The following is a 26,217-nucleotide window of genomic DNA, read 5'->3' as shown; positions in this document are numbered from 1 at the left end:
CCCTAATGTCCGAGATAGGCTTCGATGACGGCGGGATTCTTCCGGACTTCGTCCGGCCGGCCCATCGCCAGCACCTTGCCTTCCGCCATCACCATCACACGCGAGCACAACGACATCACGAATTCCATGTTGTGCTCGATCACGACGAAGGTGGCGTTCTTCTCGCGGTTGATCGCGACCAGGCGCTCCTTCAGATCCGTCAGCATCGACGGGTTGACGCCGCCCGCGGGCTCGTCGAGCAGCACCAGGCGCGGTCCGCCCATGAAGGCCATGGCCGCGTCGAGCAGCTTCTGCTGGCCGTAGGACAGGCCGCCGGCAGGCTCGGCGGCGAGATGGTCGAGTTTGAAGAAGCCGATCATCTGGTTGGCGGTATCAGTCAATCCGGCATCGGAGCGGCCAACCAGGCGGGAGGCCATGTTGCCCTGGTGCTCCTGGCCCGCAAGGATCAGGTTCTCGCGCACCGAGAGCTTTGGGAACACCTGGAGGAGCTGGAAGGTGCGGCTGACCCCGAGCTTGTTCAGCTCGGCGGGGCGCAGGCCCGTCACGACCTTGCCGTCGAGCTTGACCTCGCCGCCGGTCGGCGTGAGCTGGCCGAGGATGCAGTTGAACAAGGTGGACTTGCCGCAGCCGTTCGGGCCGATCAGGCCGAGAATCTCGCCTTCGCGCACGTCGAAGGAGACGCCGTCGACCGCGGTGATGCCGCCAAAGCTCTTCTTGATATCAGTGACTTCGAGAACCGCACTCATTGCGCCGTCTCCAGCCGGGACTTTGCGACGGCGCGTAGCGCGGAGGCCGCCTTGGTGCGCCGTTCGGCCATATAGCGGTCGAGGATCCCCAGAATACCCGTTGGCGACCAGATCAGAAGTCCCATCACCGCGATCGCGTACAGCATCAGATAGTAACCCTCGGTGAAGCGCAGCCATTCCGGCAGCAGCACCGCGATCATCGCCCCTAAGAACGGGCCGAGGAAGAAGCCGGCGCCGCCGACGATCACCATCATCAAAAGGTCCAGCGAGAGCGACAGGTTGAACGGCACAGGATCGATATATTGCGTCAATGGCGCATAGAGCGCGCCGGCGACGCCGCCGAGCGCCGAGCCGAGCGCGAACGCCATCAGCGTGTAGCGGCGGGTGTCGATGCCGAGCGACTGCGCGCGCAGCGGATTCTCGCGCAGCGCCATGAAGGCGCGGCCCCAGGGCGAGCGGATCAGCCACCACACCGCGATCGACACGATCGCAAGCGAACCGAGGCAGACATAGTAGAACGGCAGCGGCTTGTTGGTCGCGATCCCGAAGAGATGCGGCCGCGGAATGTTGGAGATGCCGTAGATGCCACCGGTGAGCCAGCTCTCGTTGCGGAACACCAGGAAGGCGAGGGTGGAGAAGGCGAGCGTGACGAAAGCGAGGTAATGATGCTGCACGCGCAGCGCTGGATAGCCGAGCACCCAGCCGACCGCGAAGCTCAGTACGATCGCAACAACAATGGCGACCGGCAGCGGCCAGCCATGCGTCGTCATGATCGCCGCCGCGTAGGCACCAATGCCGACGAAAGCACCCTGCGCCAGCGAGACCTGTCCGGCATAGCCGAGCGTCAGGTTGAGGCCCATCGCGGCGATCGTCATCACCGCCCACTGGCTCAGGATGAACAGGCCGTAGCGGTTGAAGTTCATGGGAACGACGATCAGGCCGGCAATGACGATGAGGCCGAGCGCGATCTTCAGGGGTTTGGCGAAGCCGCTCATACCGTGCGCTCCTCGGCGCGGCCGAGCAATCCCTGCGGTCGGAACAGAATGACGACGATCAGGAAGATCAGCGGCACCGCCGCGCGATATTGCGTCGAGACGTAGCTGGCCGCGAGATTGTCGAGCACGCCGATCAGGAGGCCGCCGGCGATCGCGCCGCGTACCTGGTTGAAGCCACCGACGATCGCGGCGATGAACGCAGCCTGGCCCAGCACCTCGCCGGACGAGAATTTTGCGAGATAGATCGGCGTGATCAGGAGCGATGCCAGCGCCACCAGGAAGGCGTTGATCAGGAAGGTCAGCAGGATCATGCGCTCGACCGGCACGCCGATGATGCGCGCCACTGTCGGGTTCTGCGCTGCCGCCTGCATCTGGTGGCCAAGCGATGTGCGATTGAGGAGCGTGGTGAGGCCGAAGACGGCAAGAATGGCGAGGACGAGCACGCCGATGCTTTGCAGCGAGACCGCGTGACCGAGAATGGAGACGTCACCGGTCGGAACGATGGACGGGAAGGGCGATGCCTCCGCGCTGAAGAACTGTTTGACGGCCTCCTTGATGCCGATCGCCAGCGCCATGGTTGCGATCGCGAGCGGCAGCACGCCGTGGCGCATCATCGGGTCGACCAGCAGCATCTTGAAGGCGAGGCCGAGCAGGAGCATCGAGAGCAAAATGCCGAGGATGATCGCGAGCCAGAACGGCGCCCCGGCATGCATTGCCGCCAGCATCAGGAACGCCGGCAGCATCACGAACTCGCCTTGCGCGAAATTGATGGTCTGCGAGGTCTGCCACAACAACGTGAAGCCGACCGCGACCAGCGCATAGATCGCGCCAGTGGCAAGTCCAGCGACCAGAAGATCGATCAGATTGGACATTTTCCCCTCTCGCCGCTCTGGCCTCCCCCTCTCCCCGCTTGCGGGGAGAGGGTCGGGGTGAGGGGGAGTCTCCGCGAGGTCGCTAATAGTTGGACTCGTGGAGGCTCCCCCTCACCCGGATCGCATCTCCGATGCGATCCGACCTCTCGCCGCAAGCGGGGAGAGGTGAAAGACCGCGTCGCTCACTTCACCTTCGGCAGCACCTGCTTCACCACCTGCTTGCCTTCGACCACCTCAACCAGAAAGCTCTGGCGATCGATGTCACCGGTCTCGCTGAAGGTGACGTCCATCAAAATGCCCGGCTCGTCCGCGGCCTTGATGGTCAGGCCGTGCAGCGTGTCGGCGAATGCCTTGGAATCGACCTTGCCCATCTTCTCGGTGGTGGCCTTGACCATGTAGACGGCGAGGTAACCCTTCAGACCGTTATGGTCGGGCACGTAATTGTACTTCTTCGCGAACTTGTCGCGGAACGTCTTGATCAGATCGACCGGCGCATCGGTGGTGAGGCCGACATGGCCGCGCGCACCGTTGGCGGCGTCGCCTGCGAGTTCGATCACCTTCTGGCCGATCAGCGTGGTCTCGCCCATCAGCGGCGCGGCGACGCCCTGGCGCTTCAGCTCCTTCAGGATGCGCGCGCTCTCTTCTTCGTTGAGATAAACGAACACCGCGTCGGGATTGGCGGCCTTGATCTTGCCGACGTCGGCGGCGAAATCGGCCTGGCCGGCTTCGGTCGAGAGATCGGCGACCACCTTGGAGCCAAGGCGGTCGAGCTCCTTGATGACGACGTCACGACCACCGCGGCCAAAGTCATTGTTGACCCAGACCACCGCGACCGACTTCGCCTTCATGTCGTCGTGGATGTATTTTGCGACCTTCGGCATTGAGGATTGCTGGCCGAATGAGGTGCGGAACAGGAATTTGTTTCCGGCCTGGGTTAGCTCGGCGGCCTCGCCGCCCATGATCTGGGCGATGCCGGCTTCCGCCGCGAGCGGCGCAGTCACCTTCACCGAGCCGGAATAGCCGGGTCCGAGCAGCACATACGGCTCGGCGTCGAGCGCCTTCTGCACTTGCGCGCGGGCAACGCCGGGGTTGGATTGCGAGTCGGCATGGGTGACCTCCAACTTGCGGCCGAGCACTCCGCCCTTGGCGTTGATCTCTTCGATTGCGAGGTCGATGCCGTTCTTCCAATTGGTGCCGACGGTGGCGCCGCCACCTGACAGTTCGGCGACGTCGGCGAGCTTGATCGCTTGCGCGTGGGCGCTGGTCGCAGCGGCGAAGGCAAGCAGGGCGCCTGCCAGTAGGGTCGATTTCATGGTCTCTCCTCCCATTGACTACTATGATACTGCCCGCGGCCTTGTGTCCGGCCGCTTGGGTTATGCTGGGTGATAGGCCGCGCTTCGTGCCGCCATCACCTCGTCAAATGCCTCTCCCATGACTTCCGTCGATGGGGCAAGTCCCGTGAACAGTTCGAAGGCGTCGGCGGCCTGGTAGATCGCAAGCTCCCGCCCGGTCATGATCCGCGCGCCCTTCGCTTGGGCAGCCGCCAGCAGCGGCGTGATCAGCGGTGAATAGACGGCGTCGGCGACCCACATTTGGCCGTGCAGCAGCGCCGCCGGGACCGGCATGCCCCGGTTCGGCAGCATGCCGACCGGCGTGCCGTTGACGAGACCGGTTGCGCCCTTGAGCGCGTCCTCGACGCTTTTCGCTACCTTGGCGCTGCCATGCTTGGCGAGCAGCGCGGCGAGCTTTTCGGCGCGTGCCGGTTCGCTGTCGAAGATGCGGATGTCGGCGACTTTCAGGCTCGCCAGCGCAAAGGCGATGGCCTTGCCGACGCCGCCCGTGCCGATGACGGCAACCGCATTTCCGGACGGGGCCAGCAGGGGCGCCACGGCGCGCGCAAACCCGGTCGTGTCGGTGTTGTGGCCAATCAGCCGGCTGTCCTTGACGACGACGGTGTTGACCGCGCCCATGGCGGCCGCGCCCGGCGCCAGCTCGTCAAGCAGCGGCACCACCGCTTCCTTGTAGGGAAAAGTGACGTTGACGCCGGCAAAGCCGAGCCGCCGCACGCCCTCGAGCATCATGCTGAGCCCGCGCGCATCCGCGCCGGAGACCTCGATGAGCTGGTAATGGCCGCGCAGGCCAAGCGCCTCGGCGGCGCGTTCATGCATGGCGGGGGAGGCGGAATGCGCGATCGGCGCGCCGATCAGGCCGGTCAGGAGCTTCTTGGAAGCGGCAGGTCCGCGCTTTGACATGATCCACTATCGCCTGGTGAGATGCGTTGATTTCCGGCCATTAGCCGCGAAATTCGCGCAATTCCAAGTGGGACGATAGTCTTTCCCCCGCCTAACACAATTACCCATTTATCTTGTAAACCTAACATAATGTTATTTCTTGCGGCCGCGCCCCGAGGCGGCCTTGCCGGTGCCGCGGGACGGCTCGACCGCGCGCATCTCCGCGCGCAAGGACTCGATGAAATATTCGACATGGAGCGACAGCGGCGCGCCGCGCTTCACGGCTATATAGGTGTCGAACCGCGTCGGCTCGGTGATCTTGATCAGCTCGATCCCGGGATAGCCGCCATGGGCCACCGTGAACTGGTCGATGATGGCGATGCCGAGGCCGGCCTTCACCAGTGCGCAGACCGTGGTGCCGAAGCGGGCGCGGATGGTGATGTTGTAGTCGAGCCGGTAGCGCGCAAAGATCTCGGCCATGATCCGGCCGTAGGGATCGTTGGGATCGATGCCGATCAGCGGATAGCGGGTGATCTCGGCGGCCGAGACCTGCTTGCGGCCGGCAAGCTCGTGGCCGGGCGGCACGATGCAATACAGTTCCCCCGAGGCGAGCGGCATGAAGTCGAGCCCGGAATGGTCGAGCCGGTAGCTCATCGCCACGCACTCGCCGCGGCCGAGCAGGAGATAGTCGATGGCTTCCTCGAGCTTGAGGATGTTGATGTCGATGCCGAGATCGGGATAGCGGCGCCGGACGCGCTCGATCGCGCGCGGCACCATCACCTGCGAGATGCTCGGCACCGAGCCGATCCGCAGTTCCGACAATCCGCCGCGGCCGATCTTGGAGATGATCTCGGAGAGGTCGTCGACCTTCTTGTAGACGCCGTTGATCTGCTCAAAAATGTTTTCGGCTTCCGGCGTCGGAAAGTAGCGTCCGTTCTGGCGCTGGAAGAAGCGGATGCCGAGCGAGCGCTCGGTGTATTTGACCAGGCGGCTGATGCCCGGCGCCGACACGTTCAAGAGCTTTGCCGCGCCGCCAATGGTGCCCGTCACCATCACGGCACGGATCACTTCCACCTGGCGCAGCGTCATCATGGTCTGGACTTCCCGAAAGTCGATCGTGGTCGCGATCATCTCACGAGAGAAGCAAGGTCATCCAGCGGCAAATGTTTGTCGAGGGGAATTGGTGCGCGCCCTCCTCGCTTCTCCACGAGGGGAGAAAGAGATCCGAACTTGAGCGCGCGATTTGTCCGATGCTCACGTCAATCATGCGAGGGATGGCGTGCTACCGCGTCGGTCCTTCGGGCGACGCGCTGCCGGGGCGCTCTGCGCGCTCGCTTTGCAGGACTTCGCGCGCGAACTCGATGATCTTCTGCTTGTTTGCGGTTTCGCGGACGGCAAAAAACACACGGTTGAGCTCCAGGCCGAGCACGCTGTTGAGGGCGATGTTTTCGTCTTCCATCGTGGTTTCCCGCTTCAGACATCCGAGGTGTAACTTGACGCCACTTCTTCCACAAGTAGATTAAATTGCCGGGGCGGCGTCGGATGCACCGGGAAATTACGGACGCGGCGAATTGAGGCGACCCCCAAAGACGTGCTACACGGAACGGCGAGGGTCAGGGAACGCACCGATGTCCGCCGTAGACTATGGCCGGGAAGCGCTGGACTTCATCGAAGGGCTGGGAGCCTATGCCAAGGTTCCGGACGCCATGGACGCGCTTGCAACCGCGTTCGGCCGGTACGGCTTCGAGCACATCATCGTGACGGGATTGCCGAATCCCGATCAACGCTTTTCCCAAATGGTGCTGGCCAAGAAGTGGCCAGCCGAATGGTTCAGCCTCTATACCGAAAAGAGCTACGATCGCGTTGATCCCGTGATCCGCAAGTGCCGGCACACGGTGAATCCGTTCGAATGGTCGGAGGCGCCTTACGACGCGGAGCTCGAACCCGGCGCGGTCGAGGTGATGCGGCGCGCTGCCGATTTCCGCATGTCGCGTGGCTTCGTCGTGCCGATCCACGGCTTGACCGGCTACGAGGCCGGCGTCTCGCTCGGCGGCGTCCATCTTGATCTCAATGCCCGCAGCAAGCCGGCGCTGCACCTGATCGCGATGTACGGCTTCGACCACATCCGCCGTCTGCTCGCTCCGGCCCCGCATCCGTCGGCACGCCTCACCCCGCGCGAGCGCGAGGTGATCGCCTGGGCGTCGCAAGGCAAGTCCGCCTGGGAGATCGGCGAGATCCTGAACATCACGCAGCGCACCGCGGAAGAGCATCTTGCAACCGCGGCGCGCAAGCTTGGCGCCGTCAACCGGACGCATGCGGTTGCGATCGCAATCCGCCAAAGAATCATCAATCCCTGAAATCGTCGCCTACTGGGAAATTTCCCAATAGTCGCTTTGGCCTTTTTCTCTAAGGCTGCCCCCATTTAAAGCCATGGGGGGAATTCATGATTCATGTCATTTCTGCCGTTAACCGGCACCTCTACGAGGACGTCGTCGAGCAGCATTTCCGGGTGCGTCACGAGATTTTCGTCGAAGAGCGGAAATGGGAGGCGCTGCGCAAACCCGACGGCCGCGATATCGACGCTTACGACAATGAGGACGCGGTCTATTTGCTCGCGCTCGAAAACCGCCGTGTGCTCGGCGGCTACCGCCTGTATCCGACCACCAAGCCGACGATGATGAGCGAGGTCTTCCCCCATCTTGCCGCCGTGCGGGGCTGCCCGTCGGATCCGCTGATCTGGGAGTGGTCGCGCTTCTTCGTGTCGCGTGAGCGTCGCGACGGCGCCTTCAACCTGCAACTGATGGCGGCGGCGCAGGAGTTCTGTCTCGACCAAGGGATCGAGCGCCTTTGCCTGGTGATGGAGACCTGGTGGCTGCCGCGTTTCCACGAGATCGGATTCGTGGTCACGCCGCTGGGATTGCCGGCGCTGGTCGAGGAGTCCTGGACCATGGCTGCAACCATCGAGGTCCGCCAAGAGTCGCTCGACATCGTGCGCGACCGCATCGGGATGAAGAATGTCGTCCATCAGGACGGTCCGCGGCTCGATTGCATCGGCCGTGCCAACCTCTGCGGCCTTTCCGCCGCGCAACGAAAGAGCGCCTGAGATGTCGAACATGATACGGGACAGCCAGATCATGGCGCAAACCAAGGACGAGAATCTCGGCTACATGTCCGACATGGCGCTCGAGCTCGCGCAAATGGCGGAAGACACCGGCTTGGCAACGCTTGCTTACCTGTTCCGGATGGCGGCGCTGGAGGCCTCGACGGTAAACGCTGAGCTCGCCGAGCCGGACGATCTTCCCCACCAGATCACGTCGCACTAGACGCTCCCTCTTCCATTCCGACCAAGATTCACACCCTCGCCCCGGCAACGGGGGGAGGGTGATCGTTTTGGTGCGGCAGGTTGACCCATCCTGCGCGGCAGCCTTCTTGCAGGGCTTGCTCGACCGCATGCGCCGAGATGCAACAAAGTGCATGTCTGGCGCCGAATCGCTCTTGCCTCGGAACGATACTGCCATTACCCATTTTTCGGCCTTGAAGAGGCAGGGGGAGCTCTTTCACTGATGGCGACCGTGTTCGAACATCGGCGCGATTCCGCGTGCGCCTGAAAGAGTTCTGATGCTGCTCGTCGTCGAACAGTTCTTGAACGGGTTGCAGTTCGGCCTGCTGCTGTTCCTGCTCGCCGCCGGCCTGACGCTGGTGTTCGGGATCATGGATCTCGTCAACCTCGCGCACGGCTCGCTCTACATGATGGGCGCCTATTTCGCCGCGACCTTCGCAGCGTGGACCGGCAGCTTCGTCCTTGGCGCGCTGCTCGGCCTCGGTGCAACGCTGATCCTCGGAATAGTGCTCGAAGTGGTGGCGCTGCGGCATCTCTACGGCCGCGACCATCTCGACCACGTGCTCGCGACCTTCGGCCTGATCCTGTTCTTCAATGAAGCGGTGCGGCTGATCTGGGGTCCGGCGGGCCTCGCGCTGCAACTGCCGCCCTGGCTCACGGTGCCGGTGCCGATCCTGCCCGGCATTCATTATCCCGCCTATCGCCTCGCCATCATCGCGGTCGCGCTTCTCGTCGCGCTCCTGCTGTATCTCGGCGTGATGCGTACGCGCGTGGGCATGTTGATCCGGGCCGGCGCCTCCAATCGCGAGATGATCGGCGCGCTCGGCATCAACATCAAGCTGCTCTACACCCTGGTGTTCGGCCTCGGCGCCGCACTCGCGGGCCTCGCCGGATTGATGCAGGCGCCGATCCTCACCGTGCAGATCGGCATGGGCGAGAACATCTTGATCCTCGCTTTCGTCATCATCGTGATCGGCGGCATCGGCTCGATCCGCGGTGCATTCCTCGCCGCGATCTTCGTCGGCATGATCGACACGCTTGGCCGCGCCTTCCTGCCCAATTTGCTGCGGCAGGTGCTGAGCGGCGCCGCTGCCTCCACCGCCGCGCCCGCGCTGTCGTCGATGCTGATCTATCTGTTGATGGCGATCGTGCTGGTGGTGCGGCCGGAGGGGCTGTTTCCGGCCAACCGTCGATGAAGGCTTTCACTGTGAGCAAGGCCGTCACGGCGCTGATGCTGGCGGGTCTCGTGCTGCTGCCGCTCTATTCGCAGCTCTCCGGCAACATCTTCATCCTGACGCTGTTTACCCGGATCGTCATCCTGGCCCTCGCCGCCGCAAGCCTCAACCTCATGATGGGCTATGGCGGCATGATGAGCTTCGGCCACGCCGCCTATCTCGGCATCGGCGGCTACGCCGTCGGCATGTTGGCGCAGGAAGGTGTCGGCTCCGGCTTCATCCAGTTTCCGGTCGCACTCGCGGCCTCCGCGCTCTACGCGCTGGTGATCGGCGCCCTATCTCTGCGCACCCGCGGCGTCTATTTCATCATGATCACGCTGGCCTTCGCGCAGATGGCCTATTACGTCGCCTCGGGGCTGGCGCGCTATGGCGGCGACGACGGCCTCACCGTCTACAAGCGCAGCGACTTCTCCGGGCTGATCAATCTTGGCAACCGCGTGCAGTTCTACTATCTCTGCCTCGCCTGCCTGTTCGGTGTCATTTTCCTGATCTGGCGCATCGTCAATTCGCGCTTCGGGCTGGTCTTGCAGGGCCTGCGCTCCAACGAGCAGCGCATGCAGGCGATCGGCTTTCCGGCGAAGCGCTATCAGCTGGTCTGCTTCGTCATCTCCGGCATGATGTGCGGCCTCGCCGGCGCGTTGCTCGCCAACAACACCGATTTCATCAGCCCGGCCGTGATGTACTGGACCCGCTCCGGCGATCTCATGGTGATGGTGATTCTCGGCGGCATGGGCACGCTGTTCGGCCCGGTGATGGGCGCGGTGGTGTATCTGCTGCTGGAAGAGTTCCTGTCGCAGATCACCGAATATTGGGCGCTGATCATGGGTCCGCTGCTGCTGCTGATTGTGCTGTTCGGTCGCGGTGGCATCATGGGCCTGCTCGGGAGGCTCAACCGTGGCTGAACCGCTGCTCCGCGTCGAAAAGCTGGTGCGCCGCTTCGGCGGCATCACCGCGACGGACAACGTCTCGCTCGACGTTGCCGCGGGCGAACTTCACGCCATCATCGGCCCGAATGGTGCCGGCAAGACCACGTTGATCAGCCAACTCACCGGACATCTCGAGCCGCATTCCGGCAGCGTTTCGCTCGGTGGCCGCGATATCACTTACCTACCGGCCTATCGCCGCTGCGCACTGGGCCTCGCCCGCTCGTTCCAGATTACCTCGCTGCTGTTCGATTTCACCGCCGCCGACAATGTGGCGCTGGCGGCGCAGGCGCATGCCGGCCACTCGTTCCGCTTCTTCGCCAATGCGCGGAAAGAAAAAGGCCTGCGCGACACCGCGCATGCGGCGCTTGACCGCGTCGGCCTGTTGCATCGCGCCGACGTGGTGGTGAACAGGCTCAGCCATGGCGAAAGGCGCGAGCTCGAGCTCGCCGTGGCGCTCGCAAGCAAGCCGAAGCTCTTGCTGCTCGACGAGCCGATGGCCGGTCTCGGCGTCACCGAGTCCCAGCGCATGGTGAAGCTGCTCCAGGAGCTGCGCAAGGAAGTCTCGATCGTGCTGGTCGAGCACGACATGCCCGCGGTGTTCGCGCTCGCCGACCGCATCTCGGTGCTGGTCTATGGCCGCGTCGTCGCCTCCGGCGATCCGGCCGCAATCCGAGCCAATGAGGATGTCAAGCGCGCCTATCTCGGCGACCAGCATGTGGTGACACATCATGGCTGACACACTGCTCGACGTCGACGGTATCGAGACCTGTTACGGCCTCTCGCAGGTGCTGTTCGGCCTGTCCCTGTCGATCAAGCCGGGCGAGATGGTCTCGCTGATGGGCCGCAACGGCATGGGCAAGACCACCACCATCCGTTCCATCATGGGCCTGACGCCCGCGCGCGCCGGCTCAATCCGCTTCGCAGGCGCCGAGGTGCGGACGCAGCCGTCCTACCGAATCGCCAAGCTCGGCGTCGGCCTGGTGCCGGAAGGGCGCCAAATCTTTCCGAACCTCACCGTGCGTGAAAATCTGGTCGCAGCCGCCGCCGATCGCTTCAACAGCGCCAGTCCCTGGACGCTCGCCGCGATCTACGTCCTGTTCCCGCGGCTCGCCGAGCGCGCGTCCAACATGGGCAACCAACTTTCCGGCGGCGAGCAGCAGATGCTCGCCATTGGCCGCGCGCTGATGACCAATCCAAAGCTCCTGATCCTGGATGAGGCGACCGAGGGGCTGGCGCCGCTGATCCGCGAAGAGATCTGGAACTGCCTGTCGATGCTGAAGAGCCGGGGACAGTCGATCCTCGTCGTCGACAAAAACGTCGACCACCTCGCCCGCATCTGCGACCGCCACACCATCATCGAGCGCGGCAAGACGGTGTGGAGCGGCACGTCGGACCAGCTGATGGCCGACCCGGATTTGCAGCATAAGTATTTGGGGATCTAGAAGGGCCAGCTCGCAGTGATTAGAGGCGGCGCGCTGGCGCCTCAAACTCAGTGTCGTCCCGGCTTGCGCCGCGACGACGATGGGGAGAGAGCTTCGTCAACCTACTACCAATAAATCCCATTCCGATGCAATTCGCGGATCACGCGCGCCTCGGTGGACGGTTGGCGGTGCTTTGGCTTCGCCGATTCGCTCGTGCTGGCGGCCGGTGCGGCGGTGGATTGGGCGGGCGCGACGGCCGGAGCTATTGCGGCTGGCGTCGTTGTCGCCGGCGGAGTTGAAGCGGGTGCGGTCGTTGCCGTCTGGACACTTGCCGACGGCGTTGCCGCTGCGGCCGGCTGCTCAGTCGCCGGCTGGCTCGCATTGGTGGCTGCCAGACTGAGGCTCCGCGATCCACCGGCATAAGCTTGCGTTGCGAGCAGAGACATCGTCGCGATCAGGATCAGCTTGCGCATGGAAACCTCCGTTATCAGGTCAGTTCGTCTTACCTAATTCGGACCCGCCAACCGCTAACGTGCGAGGTGATGCGTCCCGATCTCCATCAGGGTAGTCCGGCAGGACAGGCGATAGATCAGACTGAATAATTGAGCCAACATGACCGAACTCCATTGTTGATCATTGGCGCACCATAGGCCGTCAGTCTTTCCGGCGTTTTTCGCGGGGCGAACGAAATGGCTTCGTCCGGCCGCATCTCGATGTCGTTGGGCCATGCCCTTGAAACGGCCTCACGGAGCCGTGAGGCAGTGCCCCGCCATAGCCGCAATGCGTCCGCGGTTGACGCAACATAAATATCGGGATATCCCTGTATCTGGCATGTCGGGATGTCCCGATATTTGAGGACATGATGGCTGAGCAAGATCTGCCTGTGATGGAGCGTAACCGTTGCAACTGCGCGGCCTTGCGCAAGGCGTCGCGCCACATGACGTTGTTCTACGATGCCGCGCTGGAGCCTTCGGGGCTCCGTTCGACGCAGTTCGCTCTCCTGGCCGAGATCCATCGCCGCGGAGAGGCTGCGCCCTCGATCGGCGACCTCGCCGAGGCGCTGGTGATGGACCAGTCAACTATCGGCCAGAACCTTCGCCCGCTTCAGCGGGACGGTCTGGTGACACTGCAACGCGACGAGGCCGATCGTCGGAGTCGTCTCGTCGGGCTGACGCAGACAGGGCGTTCGCGGCTCGCCGACGCACAGCCGCTGTGGCGTGCGGCGCAGGAGAAATTTGAAAATGGCTTCGGCAAGCGCGCTGCTGCCGACTTGCGAAATATTTTGGCCGGCATCGCCGTCGATCAGTCGCTGGTCGCCGAACGGCACGAATTGCCAACGGAAAAGGCGTGAAAATGAACAGTATTGAACGCGGCGCCTTTGCCGGCGCGGTGCCGGTTGACGACGTCGCGCAGCCGCCGAAGTCTCGTGGCCGGACAACTTCGCCGAACACGGTGCTGGCGATCGTGTGCGTCGGCATTTGCCTTGCAAATCTCGACCTCTTCATCGTCAACGTCGCGCTTCCCAATATCGGACGGGACTTCAAGGACGCTTCGCTCGACGACATGTCGTGGGTCCTGAACGGCTATGCCATCGCCTATGCGGCGCTGCTGGTGTTCTTCGGCCGGCTGGCCGAACGCCATCGCCGAAACCTCAGTTTTCTGCTCGGCGTCGGACTCTTCACCGCCGCATCCGCGGCCTGCGCTGCCGCCAATAGTGTCGGGATGCTGACCGCGTTTCGTGTGGTGCAAGCCGCGGGCGCCGCGTTGATGACGCCGACCTCGCTCGGATTGCTGCTGGCGGTGTTCGCCCCGGAGAAGCGCGGCAGCGCGGTGCGGACCTGGACGGCGATCGGCGGTCTGGCCGCGGCGCTCGGGCCCGTCGTCGGCGGTGTGCTCGTTGCCGTCAACTGGCGTTGGATATTCTTCGTCAACGTCCCGATCGGGCTCGCAGCGATGGTGGTCGGCTGGTGGAAACTTCCGGAGATCGCAGGGCACGATGCGCCTCGCCCCAAATTCCTCGACGCTGTGCTGGTGACAGGCGGCATCGGCGCGCTCGTCTTCGCCATCGTCAAGGTCAGTGACTGGGGACTGCGCGCGCCGGCCATCGGCTACAGTTTTGCCGCCGCCGCAATCCTGATTGCTTTGTTCGTCTGGCAGTGTCTCCGCACCGAAAATCCCTTTGTCGATCCGGCGCTGTTTCGCATTCGCCAATTCACCGGGGCTGCCCTGGTGATGGCGCCATATTCGGCGGCCTTCGGCGCCATGCTGCTTTCGGTTGCCCTGTGGGAGCAGACCGGGTGGGGATGGTCGGCGTTGCAGACGGGCCTTGCGATTGCGCCGGGGCCGCTGATGGTGCCGATTACCTCGCTGCTGTTCGCGGGAAGGCTGATCGCACGCTTCGGCGCCGCGCCCGTCGTCACAGCCGGCATCGTCATCTTCGCCGCGGGTCTGGTCGCCTGGGCAACCCTGATCGGTCCCGAGCCGAGCGCTGCGTTTGTAATCATGGGCATGATCCCGACCGGTATCGGCGTCGGCTTGACCTTTCCGACATTGATGGGCGTTAGTGCCGCCGGATTGCCGCCGTCTTCGTTCGCGACGGGCTCCGGCGTGATCAACATGATCCGCCAGGCCTCGCTCGCGGTCGGTGTTGCGATCTTCGTGGCCATCATCGGCACGCCTGCATCGTTGCCGGGGCGCCTCGTCGCATTCCAGCGCGGCTGGTGGGTGATGGTCGCGATCGTCGCGCTTGGTCTTCTGCCGACCTATTTCTACCTCAGGCAGAAGCCAAAGGCGGCATAACGGAGCGGGCTCAAAACATCTCGAAATATTCGCGCTGTTCCCAGTCCGTCACCTCGGACAGGAACCGGTCGATCTCTGCATTCTTGATGTGGGTGTAGTAGTCCACGAACTCGGCGCCGAACTTTTCGCGGAAGAACGGATCGTCTTTCAGCGCGCTGACCGCATCGCGCAGCGATTTCGGCAGCAGCGGTGCCTTGGTCTCGTAAGGCGCGTCGGCCGACGGGCCCGGCTCGAGCTTGCGGTCGACGCCGTCGAGACCTGAGAGGATCTGCGAGGCCATGTAGAGGTAGGGATTGGCGGCGGGCTCGCCGACGCGGTTTTCCAGGCGCGTGGCGGCATCGCCCGCGCCGCCGAGCACGCGGATCATCACGCCGCGATTGTCGCGGCCCCAGATCGCGCGGTCCGGCGCCAGCGAATAGGAGCGGTAACGCTTGTAGCCGTTGATGGTCGGCGTCGTGAACACGGTTGCCGCGCGGGCGTGGTCGAGCAGGCCAGCGAGATAGGAGCGGCCGAATTCGCTGAGCGGCGCGGCACCCTCTTTCGCCATGAACTGGTTTTCACCGTTCGCGCGCGAGACGATCGATTGATGCAGATGCCAACCGCTCGCGAACAGGTTCGGCAGCTTCGGCCGGCACATGAAGGTCGCGTGATAGCCGTGGCGGTGCGCGATCTGCTTCACGGCGCTCCGGAACAGCACCATGTTGTCGGCGGGCTCCATGCCCTTCTTCGGTGCGAAGGTGAACTCGCACTGGCTCGGCCCGAACTCGACCTCGACCGAGCGCAGCGGCAGACCGAGTGCGACGATATCGCGGCGCAGGATCTCCAGCACCGGCTCCATCTGATCGAAGCGCTGCTCGGTGAGGTATTGATAGCCGTGAGAAAGCAGGCTCACCGACGGCGGCGTGCCGGGCTGACCGGAATCCTCAGGTCGCATATGCGGATCGTCGAGCTTGAAGATGTGGAATTCGACCTCGAGCCCGGCGACGAAATCATGGCCGCGGCTGCCGAGCTCATCGAGCACTTTCCGGTAAAGTCCGCGCGTCGCGAACGGCACCGGGCGGCCGTCGTTGAAATAGAGATCGCACAGCACCCAGCCCGAGGCCGGCGCCCAGGGCAGCACGCGGAACGTGCTGGGGTCGGCGACCATCAGCACGTCGGCCGCGCCCTCCATCTCCTTCATGCCGAACCCGCCGCCTGATGTGAACACCGGAAACACCGTGCGGTGCGAGGTGTCCTTGGCGAGCATCGTCGTGGTGATGGAGCAACCGCTCTCCAGCGAGGCAATCGCCTCGGCCGCGATGATGGTCTTGCCGCGCAAGATGCCGTGCTGGTCGGGGAAGGCGAGGCGGATGACTTCGAGGTTCTTTTCCTCGACGATGCGGCGCATGCGCAGCGCCGCGTCCTTCTGCTCATCCGACCACAGCGCATGACGCGCGACGAAAGTCACTTTGGTTGCTCCTCAGTCACACTGCTCGACGAGTGCAAGATGCCCGCCACATTCTCCGTCATTGCGAGGAGCCCGCGGCAAAATTGCAAGGCAATTTTGCGCTGGTGCGACGAAGCAATCCAGCGTCTTTCCGGAGAAGCAGTCTGGATTGCTTCGCTGCGCTCGCAATGACGATGGATAGAGTTTCACCCTCACTCCGCCGCCGTCAGCCGATGCACATTGTCCGCGATCTCCTTCGGCACCGGGGCGGTCCACGGCGCGCCGCGGCGGCGCTTGACGTCGACCTCCATCCAGTAGGTCTCCCAGCCCCGCGTCGGCCCGATGCCGTCCATGGTCGCGGGTCCCTGGATTGAACGTGCATTGGCCTCGTCCAAAAACAGCATCGGCTTCTCGCCGCCCGCAACCTTCTCGATCTCCTGGCGCAGCAGCCGGCGATATTGCACGATCGCCTTGTCGCTCGTGCCGAGATGCTCCTTGGTGCGGTCCTGGATCGCGCCCATCGATTCCACCGCCCATTGGTCGTGGACGTTGATGTCGGTGCCCATGCCGGTATAGGTCGCGGTCTGCTGCTCGTGCGGATCGAAACCGTAATCGTTGCCGCTGTTCTTGCGCGATTTGTAATCGGGCAGCTCGTAGAGCTCGAGCCGCTGGTCGCGCATCTTCTTTTTGTCGACCGGGTTCGCGTAGCTGGTGAAGATCGCGTACCAGTAGCAGCTCTCGTCGTCGACCGGCACGTGCCACTGCGTGATCGTCATCTCCGTGCTCATGGGGATGACGAAGCCGTGCGGGAACAGCTGGTTGGTGACGCGCACGTGGGTGCGCTCCTCGTCGATCTCGCGCAGCGCGATCAGCCGCAGGCCATATTCGGTGTGCTCGACATTGATGATCGGGCGATCGTACTCGCGCAGGATTTTTGTCATCGGCAGGTCAGAGCCAGCGGAGGCGCCACGGAACTGCTTGCCGTAGGCCGTGGAAGTGTCCTCGTCCTCGAAGAAGCGATGCAGGTACGAGGCGTGCGCGGGATCGATGCCGACCTCGAGCGCCTGGAGCCAGTTGCAGGCCATGTGGCCTTTGAAGGCGAAGGTATGCGTGCCGGGCGCGACAAAGCAGTCCAGCTCCGGAAATGCCGGCGGCTCGCCCTCGCCGAGATAGGCCCAGAGGATGCCGCTCTTCTCCACCACGGGATAAGAACGCTGCCTGATGTTCTGGCAGAGTTTTGAGTCCTTCGGCTCCGCCGGAGTCTCGATGCATTGCCCGGTTGCGTCGAACAGCCAGCCGTGAAAGGCGCAGCGCAGGCCGCCATGCTCGAGCCGCCCGAAGGCAAGGTCGGCGCCGCGATGCGCGCAATGGCGGTCGATCAGGCCGTAGCGTCCGGTCTCGTCGCGGAACAGCACCAAATTCTCGCCGAGCAGTTTGACCGGGCGGATCGGCCGCTCGCCCTCCAGCTCATCCACGAGCGCCGCCGGCTGCCAGTAGCTCCGCATCAGCTTTCCGCAGGGGTCTTTCGACCCGGTGCGGGTGATCAGATCGTTCTGCTCCTGGCTCATCATGGCGAGTGCATCCTCTGTGGAGTGGCGTTTGTTCGCCTATTGAACGAATGGGCGAATTATGCCATGCCTTGGATCGGCGGCAAGCACTATTTTGCAGGACTATCCCGACACCATGCCCAAGCTGAAGCGGAGCGAGACTGACGAGCGCGCGATGGATTGGGTCGAAAGCTTCGATCGCGGCCTGCGCCTGTTGCAATGCTTTGGTGAGACCCCGGGCCCGATGACGCTGAGCGATCTCGCCCGTGCCGCCGAACTGCCGCGCGCCACCGCGCGGCGCATGCTGTTCACGCTTCAGCGCGGCGGCTTCGTCAGTGGCGACGGCAAGCTGTTCTCGCTGACGCCGCATGTTCTGACGCTCGCGGCGTCGTATTTGCGGTCCAACCAGCTGGTCACGGTCCTGCAACCGGTGCTCGATCGCGTCGCGACTGCGGCCAACGAGATCTCCTCGGTCGCGGTGCTCGATGGCGATGAGGTCGTCTTTATCGCGCGCAGCAGCCCGGCGCGGATGTTTTCAAGTGGGCTGGAAATCGGCTACCGCCTGCCGGCCTTCTGCACCTCGGTCGGCCGCGCCATGCTCGGCCAGCTCGACGACGCCGATCTCGCCGCGCGCCTGAAGGCGATCAAGCGCGAAGCTTTGACACCGCAGACGGTGACCGATCCCAAGCCGTTGCTCGCACGCATCGCAGCCGATCGCGCGCAAGGCTATTCCCTGGTCGATCGCGAGGCCGAGCCGCATTTCCGCTCGATCTCCGTTCCCGTCCGCCGCTACGACGGTGTGATCGTCGCCGCCATCAACATGGGCGCCCATGTCGACCGCGTGCCCGCGCAGGAGTTGATAGATCGCTTCCTGCCGCTGTTGCGCGAGGGTGCGGAGTCGGTGCGGTCGCAGTTGCTGTAGTTGACGAATCCACCCCAATGCCCGCCGTCTGTGCTATAATACGCTCCACACAAGACCAGGGAGCACGCCATGCAACACACCATGGTCCCCAGTGATCGCGTGCAGCACGTCGCCGTCTATGGATGTGACGGCACGAAACTCGGCACGATCGAGCGGTTGATGCTCGACAAGGTGAGCGGAACGGTCGCCTACGCCGTGATCAAGACCGGCGGGCTGCTCGGCACCCACCACCATTATCCCCTGCAGTGGAGCGCACTGAAATATGATCCGGGCCGTCAAGCCTTCCAGGTCGAGCTGACGCCGGAGCAATTGAGCAACGGCCCCTGCGAAGTCGATGGCGATGAATTTGACTGGGGCGACCGCTCGCGACCCTACCAGCATCCGAATTACTGGTCGGTCTAGCAGCATAGCAATCGTTGTCGTCCCTGTAGCCCGGGTGAGCGAAGCGATACCGGGACCGCCGGCTGCAGAATCCTGGATGTCGCTTCGCTCATCCGGGCTACGCGCCGTGCGCGCCGCTACCCGTCCGAGGCCTCGTGCTCCATGTCACGCCCCGAAAGATCCTCGCCCCGCATGTTGGCGTAGTCGCGCGCCATCTCGCGCATCAGGAATTTCGCCGGCACGTCGTGATAGGTGCCGCGGTCGTTGACATATCGCATGTAGGTGCGGCCCTCGCCGTCGAAGGGATGCAGCAGCGCGTCGGCTGCTCGCCCCTACTCCGCCACCGCTCGCGTTGAGACGCCGCCGCTTTCGAAAGTGGCGCTGTTGCGTTACGCTGCGCGGGAACCGTCGGCCCTTGGAGAATCGAGGCGCGCCATGTTGAAATGGTGTTGCCATTGCCAGCAGTTCATCGGCGAGATGCCGCCGTACGCCGACTTCAGCGTGACGCACGGGCTGTGCCGGAAATGCGCGCGCGAGCAGCCGGACCTCCTGCGCGGCGATGAATATGCCCACGCCGTCCTGCTGCGGGACATCTTTCACGAGCTGTTCGACGCGGGACGCAGAAACGATTTCGAGTCCGCTGGACCGCTGATTGATCAGGCGATCGCCGCCAATTGCCGGCCGGTGGACATCCTCCTCGGCATGATTGCGCCGATGCTCTACGAGATCGGCAACGCCTGGGAACGCGGCACGCTCACCGTCGAAGGCGAGCACGAATTTACCGCCTTCTCCGAGCGGGTGATTGATCTCGTCGAGGGCAAGATACGGCAGGCCTGGTCGCAGCCATCGCGGCTTGCGCCCGACGGCTGCTATTTCCTGATGAACGCGCCCGGCAATACCCATGTGGTGGGGATGCGCATCCTCGGTCTCTGGCTGCGAAACCAGGGCTGGCGAACGCGTCATGTCGACGATCGGACGGTTCTCGATGTCTTGTCCGAGCCTTCGATCGCGGGTGAGCCCAAGACATTACTCGTCTCGATCGCCCTGCCCGAGCAGCGCGACGCCGTCGCTGCGCTCGCCGGTCGTGTACAGGCATTGCCGGGGCCCGGCCGTCCGAACATCGTGCTCGGCGGCTACGCCGTCAAAACCGGGCAGGTGCCGCGGATTCCCGGTGTGATGCTAGTCGCCGACATCAGCGCGCTCGGCATCGACTGAACGCAGCTAGCTGCGGTTGCGCATCCAGTCGGCGAGGCCCGACAGCGCGCGGTCGAGCTCCTGCCGCGGGGTCGCGTCAGTCACCGTCTCCTCCAGCGCACCGCGCATACACAGGAGCCACGCATCGCGCTCGGCATCGCCGATGGCAAAGCCGATATGCCGCTGGCGTAGCCGCGGATGGCCCTTCTCGACGGAATAGAGTTTTGGCCCGCCGGTCCATTCGGTGAGATAGCGCTTCAGCACATCCCTGATCAGGCCGAGATCGTCCGCATGCATCGCGCGGATGACCTGCGCCTCTGGCAGCGTATCCATGCGGTCGTAGAAGCGGTCGACCAGGCGATCGATCATGGCACTGCCGCCGATCCGCTCGAACATGGAGATTGTGACGTCGCTGTCGGTCATCCCGCGTCCCGGCCTACAGCGCCACGCTGCGCAGCCCAAAGCTGCGGGCCTCGTTTTGCAGCACCGGCCGCACCGCATCGATCAGCCGCGCGGCCGCGGCATCGACGCTCAATCCCGCGGTGTCCACCACCGCTGTCGCGCGCGAATAGAGCGGCTCGCGGCTGAGCAGGATGTTGCGCAGCTCCGCCATTGCGGAGCGATCGTCCGCCATCGGGCGCAGATCGCCCTGGCGGCGCACGCGGGCCATGTGCTCCTCGGGCTCGGCCTTCAGCCAGATCGTGTAGAACGACGACAGGATCTGGTCGAAGGTCAAAGGCTCCGAGACGATGCCACCACCGGTCGCCAGCACCATCAGCTCATCGCGCGCGAGCAGCTGCTGCAATGCGGCCTGCTCCATGCGGCGAAAGCCTTCCTGGCCGTAGAGCGCGATGATCTCGGCGACCGAGAGGCCGTTCTGCTGTTCGACCTCCTTGTTGAGCTCGACGAAGCTCCAGCCGACTTTCTTTGCCAAAATCTTGCCGAGCGTGGATTTGCCAGCGCCGCGCAGGCCAATCAGCGCGATGCCGCAGAACGGCGCACGCCGCGGCGCGGAGGCGCTGCCGCCGGCGAGCAGATCCTTGGCCTGCGCGATTTGGGCAGGCGTCGCCTTGCGCAAGAGGTCACGAAACATCTGCCAGTCCGGCGTCGGGTCGGCGCTAGGCAGCAGATCTTCCAGATGTGCGCCCATCGCGTCGGAGACGCGGCGCAGCAGCACGATGGAGACATTGCCTTTGCCGCTCTCGAGCTGCGCGATGTAGCGCTCCGAAATTCCCGATACCTTGGCGAGCACTTTTCGCGACATGCCGCGCAGCGCGCGCATGGTACGCACGCGCTGGCCGAGCTGTTCGAGAAAGCGGGATTCGGCGTCGGGACTGTCGGTCATGAGCCTTCTTTAATAGATGTCCTGCGGCGCCTTTTAATGAAACATAATGCCTGCTGGCATTGACAGCAAGCCGGCGCAGTGTCTTTCTATGAATTATAATTCTAAATTCGGGGGAGACGTCCGTGAGCGAGGGATCCTATAACGCGGTGACCTGGCTGCTCGACCGTAACGTCGAGCAGGGCCGCGGCAACAAGCTCGTTTTCGACGACACCGTCTCGCGGCTCACCTATGGCGAGCTCCAGCAACAGACCCGCCGCGCCGCCAACATGCTGCGCCGGCTCGGCGTCCGCCGCGAAGAGCGCGTGGCGATGATCATGCTGGATACGGTCGACTTCCCGATCGTGTTTCTGGGCGCAATCCGCGCCGGCATTTCGCCGGTGCCGCTCAACACGCTGCTGACATCCGATCAATACGCCTACATCCTCGCCGACTGCCGCGCGCGCGTGCTGTTCGTCTCGGAGGCACTCTATCCCGTCATCAAGGATGTCGTTGGCCGCATGCCGGATCTCGAGCATGTCGTCGTGTCCGGCGCCAAGATGAACGGTCACAAGCAGCTCAAGGAGGAGCTCACCGGCGAGAGCGATCAATTCACGACCGCCGCGACGCACCCGGACGAGCCGGCATTCTGGCTCTATTCATCCGGCTCGACCGGTATGCCCAAGGGCGTGCGCCATCTGCATTCCAACTTGCAGGCGACCGCGGATACCTACGCCAGCCAGGTGCTCGGCATTCGCGAGAATGACGTCGGTCTGTCTGCGGCAAAACTGTTCTTCGCCTATGGCCTCGGCAACGCACTGACCTTTCCGATGTCGGTCGGCGCCACCACGATTTTGAACAGCGAGCGGCCGACGCCGGCGCGGATGTTCGACCTGATGAACCGCTACAACCCGTCGATCTTCTATGGCGTGCCGACGCTGTTCGCGGCGATGCTCAACGACGAGACGATGAAGAGCGAGCGCGGCGGAAAACACTTGCGCATCTGTACCTCGGCCGGCGAGGCGCTGCCGGAATCCGTCGGCAATAGCTGGAAGGGGCGCTTCGGTGTCGACATTCTCGATGGCGTCGGCTCAACCGAGCTGTTGCACATCTTCCTGTCGAACGCGCCCGGCGACATCAAATACGGCTCCTCCGGCAAGCCGGTGCCGGGCTACGCGGTGCGGCTCGTCAACGAAGCCGGCCAGGACGTCGCCGATGGCGAGGTCGGTGAGCTGCTTGTCGACGCGCCTTCCGCGGGCGAGGGCTACTGGAACCAGCGCCACAAGAGCCGCCGCACCTTTGAAGGCCCGTGGACCCGCACCGGCGACAAATATGTCAGGGATGCCGAGGGCCGCTACACTTTCTGCGGTCGTGCCGACGACATGTTCAAGGTCTCCGGCATCTGGGTCTCGCCGTTCGAGGTCGAGAGCGCGCTGATCACCCATCCCGCCGTGCTCGAAGCTGCCGTCGTGCCCGAGGCCGATCCGGAAGGCCTGTTAAAGCCCAAGGCCTTCGTCGTGCTGCGTCCGGGCGTGACGACGAAAGATCTGAAGGAGATGCTGAAGGAGCACGTCAAGCAGAAGATCGGCCCATGGAAATATCCGCGCTGGATTGATGTGGTGGAGTCCTTGCCGAAGACGGCGACGGGCAAGATCCAGCGGTTCAAGCTGCGCGAAGGCGCGAATTGAGTGACAGCATGACCGACCTTACCCCCACCGGCTTCCTCAGCATCGGCAGCGCCAGCCTCGAATACAAATGGCTGGCGCCGCAAGCCGCAGATGCGCCGACCATCGTCATGCTCCACGAAGGCCTCGGCTCGGTCGGGTTGTGGAGCGACTTCCCGGAAAAACTTCGAGAGGCGACCGGCGCCGGCATCTTCGCCTATTCGCGCGCGGGTTATGGCCAATCGAGCCCGGTGGCGCTGCCGCGGCCGCTCGACTACATGCAGCGTGAGGCGCTGGATGTGCTGCCGAAGCTGCTCGACGCGATCGGCTTCAAGCGCGGCCTGCTGCTCGGCCATTCCGACGGCGCCTCGATCGCGACGATCTATGCCGGGGCGCATCAGGATCACCGGCTGCAAGGCCTCGTGCTGATGGCGCCGCATTTCATCGTCGAGGACATCTCGGTGACGTCGATCGCGGCCATCAAGGCCACCTTTGAGACCACCGATCTCAGGGCCAAGCTTTCGCGCTGGCACAAGGATGTCGACAACGCCTTCTATGGCTGGAACCGCGCCTGGCTCGATCCGAAATTCCGCGACTGGGACATCTCGGAAGATCTCGCCTACATCCGGGTCCCCATTATGGTCCTGCAAGGTGCGGACGACCAATATGGGACACTGCGTCAGGTCGAGATCGCGCAGGAAGAGTGTTACTGTCCGGTAGATTTGAGAATTATTTCAGACGTGGGACATTCCCCGCATCGTGAAGCGCCAGGGGCGACGCTTGACGCGATTGAGCAATTTGCAAAGGCGGCCCTGCGCGACGATCAGGGACTCGGCATACGCGCCGCATGATCTTGCGGAGGCACATCTATGAATGTGCCGCCGCACGCAAGCGGCCCGCTGCCATGGCCGCAATGGGCCTATGTGCCGGGCCAGGCCGCCGCGCTGGATGCCGATTACCAGACGCTCGACATGGCCAAGGCGCTGGTGCCACCCGCGTTCCGCGGTTACGTGCCGGCGCGCCATCCGGCGTTGCGCTATGGGCTCGCGCTCAACGACCGCGGCTACTTCTGGGAATCGCAGGAGGTGCTGGAGGCAGTGTGGGCCGCAGCCCCGCAAGGCGGCCGCGAACGCATTCTGCTGCGCGCCTGTATTCTCACCGCCAATGCGAATTTGCGGCTGCGCATGCAGAAGGCGCATTCGGCAACGCGCCTGTTCGGCGAGGCGCTCGCCGAGCTGCGGGCGCTGAGCTCGCGCAAGGTCGCGGCAACCGGCGACGGCTTTTTCGAGAGCTTCCCGGTCCCGGCCATGACGGCCTTGCTCCAGGCCAAGCTTGGCCGGGCCCAGCTCACCAAGGCCGATTGGATCGCGCTTGGCGCCATCGTGCGGTCCCAGTAGTCGCTATGAAACAAAGTGCATGTATTGGCGATTGAGGGCTGGACGCGTTCAGAAATATGCACTATTGTGCATCTAACGGTAAAACCAAGACAAACCTAAGGGTGGCCCATGGCCGGGGAAGATCGGCGCCTCGCAGGCGGCGCGACATTCATCGATTTCCAGACCGAGCCGTCCCGCTATCGGCACTGGAAGCTCGCGGTCGATGGTGACGTCGCCACGCTGACCATGGACGTCGATGAGAATGGCGGCCTGTTCGAGGGCTACCTGCTCAAGCTCAATTCCTATGACCTCGGCGTCGATATCGAGCTCGCGGACGTGGTCCAGCGGCTGCGCTTCGAGCATCCCGAGGTCAAGGTCGTGGTGGTGCGCTCGGCCAAGAACCGCGTGTTCTGCGCCGGCGCCAACATCCGCATGCTTGCCGGCTCGACCCATGCCCACAAGGTCAACTTCTGCAAGTTCACCAACGAGACCCGCAACGGCATGGAAGACTCGTCGGAAAATTCCGGCCAGCGCTTCATCACGGTGGTGAACGGCTCCGCCGCCGGCGGCGGCTATGAACTCGCGCTTGCGACAGATCACATCATCCTAGCCGATGACGGCGCTTCTGCTGTTGCTTTGCCCGAAGTGCCGCTGCTCGCGGTGCTGCCCGGCACCGGCGGACTGACGCGGGTTGTCGACAAGCGCAAGGTGCGCCGCGACCACGCCGACTTCTTCTGCACCATTGAGGAAGGCGTGAAGGGCAAGCGCGCCGTGCAATGGCGCCTCGTGGACGAGATCGCGCCGAACTCGAAGCTCGAGGCCAAGGTCGCCGAGCGCGCCAAGGAATTCGCTGGCGCCTCGAAGCGCGTCGGCAGCGGCAAGGGCATCGCATTGACGCCGCTCAAGCGCGTCATCGACGAGACCAGCGTGCGCTACGAGTTCGTCACCGCCGATATCGACCGCACGGCGCGCATCGTCACCATTTCGATCAAGGCCCCGGAATCCGCGCCTCCCGCCGACATCGACGGCATGATGGCGCAGGGCGCTGCGTTCTGGCCGCTCCAGGTCGCGCGCGAGCTCGACGACGCGATCCTGCATCTGCGCATCAACGAGCTCGAGATCGCCATGCTGGTGTTCAAGAGCCATGGCGACCGTGCCCATGTGCTGGCGTCCGATGCCTTCCTCGAAGCCAACAAGGCGCATTGGCTGGTCAACGAGATCCGCCACTACTGGAAGCGTGTGCTCAAACGCATCGACGTCACCTCGCGCACGCTGGTGACGCTGGTCGAGCCCGGCTCCTGCTTTGCCGGCACGCTCGCCGAGCTGGTCTTCGCCGCCGACCGCTCCTACATGCTGATCGGCACGCGCCAGGGCGACAACCGTCCGCCGCCGTCGATCGAACTGTCCGCGATGAATTTTGGCCCGTATCCGATGAGCCACGGCCTGACGCGGCTGCAATCGCGCTTCCAGGCCGATCCATCCGATGTGAACCGCGCGGAAGACACCGTGGGCACCACGCTCGACGCCGAGGCGGCCGAAGAGCTCGGCCTCGTCACCTTCGCGCTCGACGACATCGATTGGGACGACGAGGTCCGCGTGTTCCTCGAGGAACGCGCCAGCTTCTCGCCCGACAGCCTCACCGGCATGGAAGCGAGCCTGCGCTTCGTCGGCTCTGAGACGATGGAATCGAAAATCTTTTCGCGCCTGACCGCCTGGCAGAACTGGATCTTCCAGCGCCCCAACGCGGTCGGCGAGGAAGGCGCGCTGCGCCGCTACGGCAGCGGCCAGAAGCCGAAATTCGATATGACAAGAGTTTAGGGA

29 protein-coding genes are annotated in these 26,217 nt (G+C 64.0%); 17 read left to right on the top strand and 12 right to left on the bottom strand.

What is annotated here, in order from left to right:
- Positions 1–2 precede the first annotated feature (2 nt).
- The 7 genes from ACPPVR_RS40495 to ACPPVR_RS40465 all read right to left on the bottom strand — a co-directional run bounded on the left by ACPPVR_RS40495 (position 3) and on the right by ACPPVR_RS40465 (position 6,303).
- Complete coding sequence (locus ACPPVR_RS40495; protein ID WP_426612064.1) at positions 3–746, bottom strand: ABC transporter ATP-binding protein; 744 nt, start codon at positions 744–746, stop codon at positions 3–5.
- Entirely contained in the window at positions 743–1,741 is a 999-nt protein-coding gene (locus ACPPVR_RS40490) for a branched-chain amino acid ABC transporter permease (protein ID WP_426612063.1), read from the bottom strand. The genes ACPPVR_RS40495 and ACPPVR_RS40490 overlap by 4 nt, the downstream gene beginning before the upstream one ends.
- Positions 1,738–2,613 (bottom strand): branched-chain amino acid ABC transporter permease, encoded by an 876-nt coding sequence (locus ACPPVR_RS40485; RefSeq protein ID WP_426612062.1) that lies wholly within the window; start codon positions 2,611–2,613, stop codon positions 1,738–1,740. Before ACPPVR_RS40485 ends, ACPPVR_RS40490 begins: the two co-directional genes overlap by 4 nt.
- A gap of 182 nt (positions 2,614–2,795) precedes the next feature.
- The gene (locus tag ACPPVR_RS40480) at positions 2,796–3,926 is read right to left on the bottom strand and encodes an ABC transporter substrate-binding protein (RefSeq protein ID WP_426612061.1); all 1,131 of its coding nucleotides are present in this window, start codon (positions 3,924–3,926) and stop codon (positions 2,796–2,798) included.
- A 60-nt stretch (positions 3,927–3,986) separates the two neighbouring features.
- Complete coding sequence (locus tag ACPPVR_RS40475; protein ID WP_426612060.1) at positions 3,987–4,865, bottom strand: shikimate dehydrogenase; 879 nt, start codon at positions 4,863–4,865, stop codon at positions 3,987–3,989.
- Positions 4,866–4,997: 132 nt separating this feature from the next.
- Entirely contained in the window at positions 4,998–5,936 is a 939-nt protein-coding gene (locus tag ACPPVR_RS40470) for a LysR family transcriptional regulator (RefSeq protein ID WP_426612059.1), read from the bottom strand.
- Positions 5,937–6,126: 190 nt separating this feature from the next.
- Positions 6,127–6,303, bottom strand: a complete 177-nt coding sequence (locus tag ACPPVR_RS40465; protein ID WP_426612058.1) for a hypothetical protein — start codon at positions 6,301–6,303, stop codon at positions 6,127–6,129.
- Between the two features lie 169 nt (positions 6,304–6,472).
- On the opposite strand from ACPPVR_RS40465, the gene ACPPVR_RS40460 reads away from it, so the two are divergent.
- The 10 genes from ACPPVR_RS40460 (at position 6,473) to ACPPVR_RS40415 (ending at position 14,565) form a co-directional block, all read left to right on the top strand.
- Positions 6,473–7,201, top strand: coding sequence for a LuxR family transcriptional regulator (locus ACPPVR_RS40460; protein WP_426612057.1), 729 nt, complete (start codon positions 6,473–6,475; stop codon positions 7,199–7,201).
- 86 nt (positions 7,202–7,287) lie between these two features.
- Complete coding sequence (locus tag ACPPVR_RS40455) at positions 7,288–7,947, top strand: acyl-homoserine-lactone synthase (RefSeq protein WP_426612056.1); 660 nt, start codon at positions 7,288–7,290, stop codon at positions 7,945–7,947.
- A gap of 1 nt (position 7,948) precedes the next feature.
- On the top strand, positions 7,949–8,167 hold the full coding sequence (locus ACPPVR_RS40450) for a hypothetical protein (protein WP_426612055.1): 219 nt from the start codon (positions 7,949–7,951) through the stop codon (positions 8,165–8,167).
- A 295-nt stretch (positions 8,168–8,462) separates the two neighbouring features.
- Positions 8,463–9,380, top strand: a complete 918-nt coding sequence (locus ACPPVR_RS40445; RefSeq protein WP_426612054.1) for a branched-chain amino acid ABC transporter permease — start codon at positions 8,463–8,465, stop codon at positions 9,378–9,380.
- Positions 9,377–10,321, top strand: a complete 945-nt coding sequence (locus ACPPVR_RS40440) for a branched-chain amino acid ABC transporter permease (RefSeq protein WP_426612053.1) — start codon at positions 9,377–9,379, stop codon at positions 10,319–10,321. The genes ACPPVR_RS40445 and ACPPVR_RS40440 overlap by 4 nt, the downstream gene beginning before the upstream one ends.
- Positions 10,314–11,081: an ABC transporter ATP-binding protein gene (locus tag ACPPVR_RS40435; RefSeq protein ID WP_426612052.1), complete on the top strand. Its 768-nt coding sequence runs from the start codon at positions 10,314–10,316 to the stop codon at positions 11,079–11,081. The genes ACPPVR_RS40440 and ACPPVR_RS40435 overlap by 8 nt, the downstream gene beginning before the upstream one ends.
- On the top strand, positions 11,074–11,787 hold the full coding sequence (locus ACPPVR_RS40430; protein WP_426612051.1) for an ABC transporter ATP-binding protein: 714 nt from the start codon (positions 11,074–11,076) through the stop codon (positions 11,785–11,787). The genes ACPPVR_RS40435 and ACPPVR_RS40430 overlap by 8 nt, the downstream gene beginning before the upstream one ends.
- 153 nt (positions 11,788–11,940) lie before the next feature.
- Entirely contained in the window at positions 11,941–12,189 is a 249-nt protein-coding gene (locus ACPPVR_RS40425) for a hypothetical protein (RefSeq protein ID WP_426612050.1), read from the top strand.
- A gap of 439 nt (positions 12,190–12,628) precedes the next feature.
- Positions 12,629–13,117 carry a MarR family winged helix-turn-helix transcriptional regulator gene (locus tag ACPPVR_RS40420; RefSeq protein WP_426612049.1) on the top strand — a complete coding sequence of 163 codons (489 nt, stop codon included), beginning with the start codon at positions 12,629–12,631 and terminating at the stop codon, positions 13,115–13,117.
- A gap of 2 nt (positions 13,118–13,119) precedes the next feature.
- Positions 13,120–14,565, top strand: a complete 1,446-nt coding sequence (locus tag ACPPVR_RS40415; protein WP_426612048.1) for an MFS transporter — start codon at positions 13,120–13,122, stop codon at positions 14,563–14,565.
- A gap of 10 nt (positions 14,566–14,575) precedes the next feature.
- Here the strand turns inward: ACPPVR_RS40415 and ACPPVR_RS40410 are convergent, their stop codons facing one another.
- Positions 14,576–16,012, bottom strand: a complete 1,437-nt coding sequence (locus ACPPVR_RS40410; RefSeq protein ID WP_426612047.1) for a glutamine synthetase family protein — start codon at positions 16,010–16,012, stop codon at positions 14,576–14,578.
- A gap of 191 nt (positions 16,013–16,203) precedes the next feature.
- Entirely contained in the window at positions 16,204–17,562 is a 1,359-nt protein-coding gene (locus ACPPVR_RS40405; RefSeq protein WP_426612046.1) for a Rieske 2Fe-2S domain-containing protein, read from the bottom strand.
- Positions 17,563–17,674: 112 nt separating this feature from the next.
- Here ACPPVR_RS40405 and ACPPVR_RS40400 point away from each other — a divergent pair, with 112 nt between their 5' ends.
- A complete protein-coding gene (locus ACPPVR_RS40400) occupies positions 17,675–18,460 on the top strand; it encodes an IclR family transcriptional regulator domain-containing protein (protein WP_426612045.1) in 786 nt (261 codons plus the stop codon).
- Positions 18,461–18,529: 69 nt separating this feature from the next.
- Positions 18,530–18,862 carry a PRC-barrel domain-containing protein gene (locus ACPPVR_RS40395; protein ID WP_426612044.1) on the top strand — a complete coding sequence of 111 codons (333 nt, stop codon included), beginning with the start codon at positions 18,530–18,532 and terminating at the stop codon, positions 18,860–18,862.
- 116 nt (positions 18,863–18,978) lie between these two features.
- Here ACPPVR_RS40395 and ACPPVR_RS40390 read toward each other — a convergent pair whose 3' ends face one another.
- Complete coding sequence (locus ACPPVR_RS40390) at positions 18,979–19,119, bottom strand: hypothetical protein (RefSeq protein WP_426612043.1); 141 nt, start codon at positions 19,117–19,119, stop codon at positions 18,979–18,981.
- 157 nt (positions 19,120–19,276) lie between these two features.
- Here ACPPVR_RS40390 and ACPPVR_RS40385 point away from each other — a divergent pair, with 157 nt between their 5' ends.
- Complete coding sequence (locus tag ACPPVR_RS40385) at positions 19,277–20,056, top strand: B12-binding domain-containing protein (protein WP_426612042.1); 780 nt, start codon at positions 19,277–19,279, stop codon at positions 20,054–20,056.
- Between the two features lie 6 nt (positions 20,057–20,062).
- On the opposite strand, the gene ACPPVR_RS40380 is transcribed toward ACPPVR_RS40385, so the two are convergent.
- Positions 20,063–20,458 carry a group II truncated hemoglobin gene (locus tag ACPPVR_RS40380; RefSeq protein WP_426612041.1) on the bottom strand — a complete coding sequence of 132 codons (396 nt, stop codon included), beginning with the start codon at positions 20,456–20,458 and terminating at the stop codon, positions 20,063–20,065.
- Positions 20,459–20,471: 13 nt separating this feature from the next.
- A complete protein-coding gene (locus ACPPVR_RS40375) occupies positions 20,472–21,380 on the bottom strand; it encodes a helix-turn-helix transcriptional regulator (RefSeq protein ID WP_426612040.1) in 909 nt (302 codons plus the stop codon).
- 122 nt (positions 21,381–21,502) lie between these two features.
- Here ACPPVR_RS40375 and ACPPVR_RS40370 point away from each other — a divergent pair, with 122 nt between their 5' ends.
- The 4 genes from ACPPVR_RS40370 (at position 21,503) to boxC (ending at position 26,214) form a co-directional block, all read left to right on the top strand.
- The gene (locus ACPPVR_RS40370) at positions 21,503–23,044 is read left to right on the top strand and encodes a benzoate-CoA ligase family protein (RefSeq protein WP_426612039.1); all 1,542 of its coding nucleotides are present in this window, start codon (positions 21,503–21,505) and stop codon (positions 23,042–23,044) included.
- 8 nt (positions 23,045–23,052) lie between these two features.
- Entirely contained in the window at positions 23,053–23,871 is an 819-nt protein-coding gene (locus ACPPVR_RS40365; protein WP_426612038.1) for an alpha/beta fold hydrolase, read from the top strand.
- Positions 23,872–23,889: 18 nt separating this feature from the next.
- Positions 23,890–24,417: a DUF309 domain-containing protein gene (locus ACPPVR_RS40360; RefSeq protein WP_426612037.1), complete on the top strand. Its 528-nt coding sequence runs from the start codon at positions 23,890–23,892 to the stop codon at positions 24,415–24,417.
- Positions 24,418–24,525: 108 nt separating this feature from the next.
- Positions 24,526–26,214, top strand: coding sequence for a 2,3-epoxybenzoyl-CoA dihydrolase (gene boxC / locus ACPPVR_RS40355; RefSeq protein WP_426612036.1), 1,689 nt, complete (start codon positions 24,526–24,528; stop codon positions 26,212–26,214).
- Positions 26,215–26,217 lie beyond the last annotated feature (3 nt).

It is taken from the genome of Bradyrhizobium sp. McL0616 (assembly GCF_049993385.1).
Classification (GTDB): Bacteria; Pseudomonadota; Alphaproteobacteria; order Rhizobiales; family Xanthobacteraceae; genus Bradyrhizobium.
This window is presented reverse-complemented; position numbering and strand designations above follow the sequence as displayed.

Coding starts and splice junctions, on each gene's coding strand:
- ACPPVR_RS40485 (WP_426612062.1), bottom strand. CDS start 2,613: ATGTCCAATCTGATCGATCTTCTGGTCGCTGGACTTGCCACTGGCGCG.
- ACPPVR_RS40455 (WP_426612056.1), top strand. CDS start 7,288: ATGATTCATGTCATTTCTGCCGTTAACCGGCACCTCTACGAGGACGTC.
- ACPPVR_RS40420 (WP_426612049.1), top strand. CDS start 12,629: ATGGCTGAGCAAGATCTGCCTGTGATGGAGCGTAACCGTTGCAACTGC.
- ACPPVR_RS40440 (WP_426612053.1), top strand. CDS start 9,377: ATGAAGGCTTTCACTGTGAGCAAGGCCGTCACGGCGCTGATGCTGGCG.
- ACPPVR_RS40490 (WP_426612063.1), bottom strand. CDS start 1,741: ATGAGCGGCTTCGCCAAACCCCTGAAGATCGCGCTCGGCCTCATCGTC.
- ACPPVR_RS40390 (WP_426612043.1), bottom strand. CDS start 19,119: ATGCGATATGTCAACGACCGCGGCACCTATCACGACGTGCCGGCGAAA.
- ACPPVR_RS40395 (WP_426612044.1), top strand. CDS start 18,530: ATGCAACACACCATGGTCCCCAGTGATCGCGTGCAGCACGTCGCCGTC.
- ACPPVR_RS40465 (WP_426612058.1), bottom strand. CDS start 6,303: ATGGAAGACGAAAACATCGCCCTCAACAGCGTGCTCGGCCTGGAGCTC.
- ACPPVR_RS40495 (WP_426612064.1), bottom strand. CDS start 746: ATGAGTGCGGTTCTCGAAGTCACTGATATCAAGAAGAGCTTTGGCGGC.
- ACPPVR_RS40360 (WP_426612037.1), top strand. CDS start 23,890: ATGAATGTGCCGCCGCACGCAAGCGGCCCGCTGCCATGGCCGCAATGG.
- ACPPVR_RS40415 (WP_426612048.1), top strand. CDS start 13,120: ATGAACAGTATTGAACGCGGCGCCTTTGCCGGCGCGGTGCCGGTTGAC.
- ACPPVR_RS40445 (WP_426612054.1), top strand. CDS start 8,463: ATGCTGCTCGTCGTCGAACAGTTCTTGAACGGGTTGCAGTTCGGCCTG.
- ACPPVR_RS40430 (WP_426612051.1), top strand. CDS start 11,074: ATGGCTGACACACTGCTCGACGTCGACGGTATCGAGACCTGTTACGGC.
- ACPPVR_RS40460 (WP_426612057.1), top strand. CDS start 6,473: ATGTCCGCCGTAGACTATGGCCGGGAAGCGCTGGACTTCATCGAAGGG.
- ACPPVR_RS40450 (WP_426612055.1), top strand. CDS start 7,949: ATGTCGAACATGATACGGGACAGCCAGATCATGGCGCAAACCAAGGAC.
- ACPPVR_RS40405 (WP_426612046.1), bottom strand. CDS start 17,562: ATGATGAGCCAGGAGCAGAACGATCTGATCACCCGCACCGGGTCGAAA.
- boxC (WP_426612036.1), top strand. CDS start 24,526: ATGGCCGGGGAAGATCGGCGCCTCGCAGGCGGCGCGACATTCATCGAT.
- ACPPVR_RS40385 (WP_426612042.1), top strand. CDS start 19,277: ATGTTGAAATGGTGTTGCCATTGCCAGCAGTTCATCGGCGAGATGCCG.
- ACPPVR_RS40400 (WP_426612045.1), top strand. CDS start 17,675: ATGCCCAAGCTGAAGCGGAGCGAGACTGACGAGCGCGCGATGGATTGG.
- ACPPVR_RS40475 (WP_426612060.1), bottom strand. CDS start 4,865: ATGTCAAAGCGCGGACCTGCCGCTTCCAAGAAGCTCCTGACCGGCCTG.
- ACPPVR_RS40480 (WP_426612061.1), bottom strand. CDS start 3,926: ATGAAATCGACCCTACTGGCAGGCGCCCTGCTTGCCTTCGCCGCTGCG.
- ACPPVR_RS40365 (WP_426612038.1), top strand. CDS start 23,053: ATGACCGACCTTACCCCCACCGGCTTCCTCAGCATCGGCAGCGCCAGC.
- ACPPVR_RS40380 (WP_426612041.1), bottom strand. CDS start 20,458: ATGACCGACAGCGACGTCACAATCTCCATGTTCGAGCGGATCGGCGGC.
- ACPPVR_RS40470 (WP_426612059.1), bottom strand. CDS start 5,936: ATGATGACGCTGCGCCAGGTGGAAGTGATCCGTGCCGTGATGGTGACG.
- ACPPVR_RS40375 (WP_426612040.1), bottom strand. CDS start 21,380: ATGACCGACAGTCCCGACGCCGAATCCCGCTTTCTCGAACAGCTCGGC.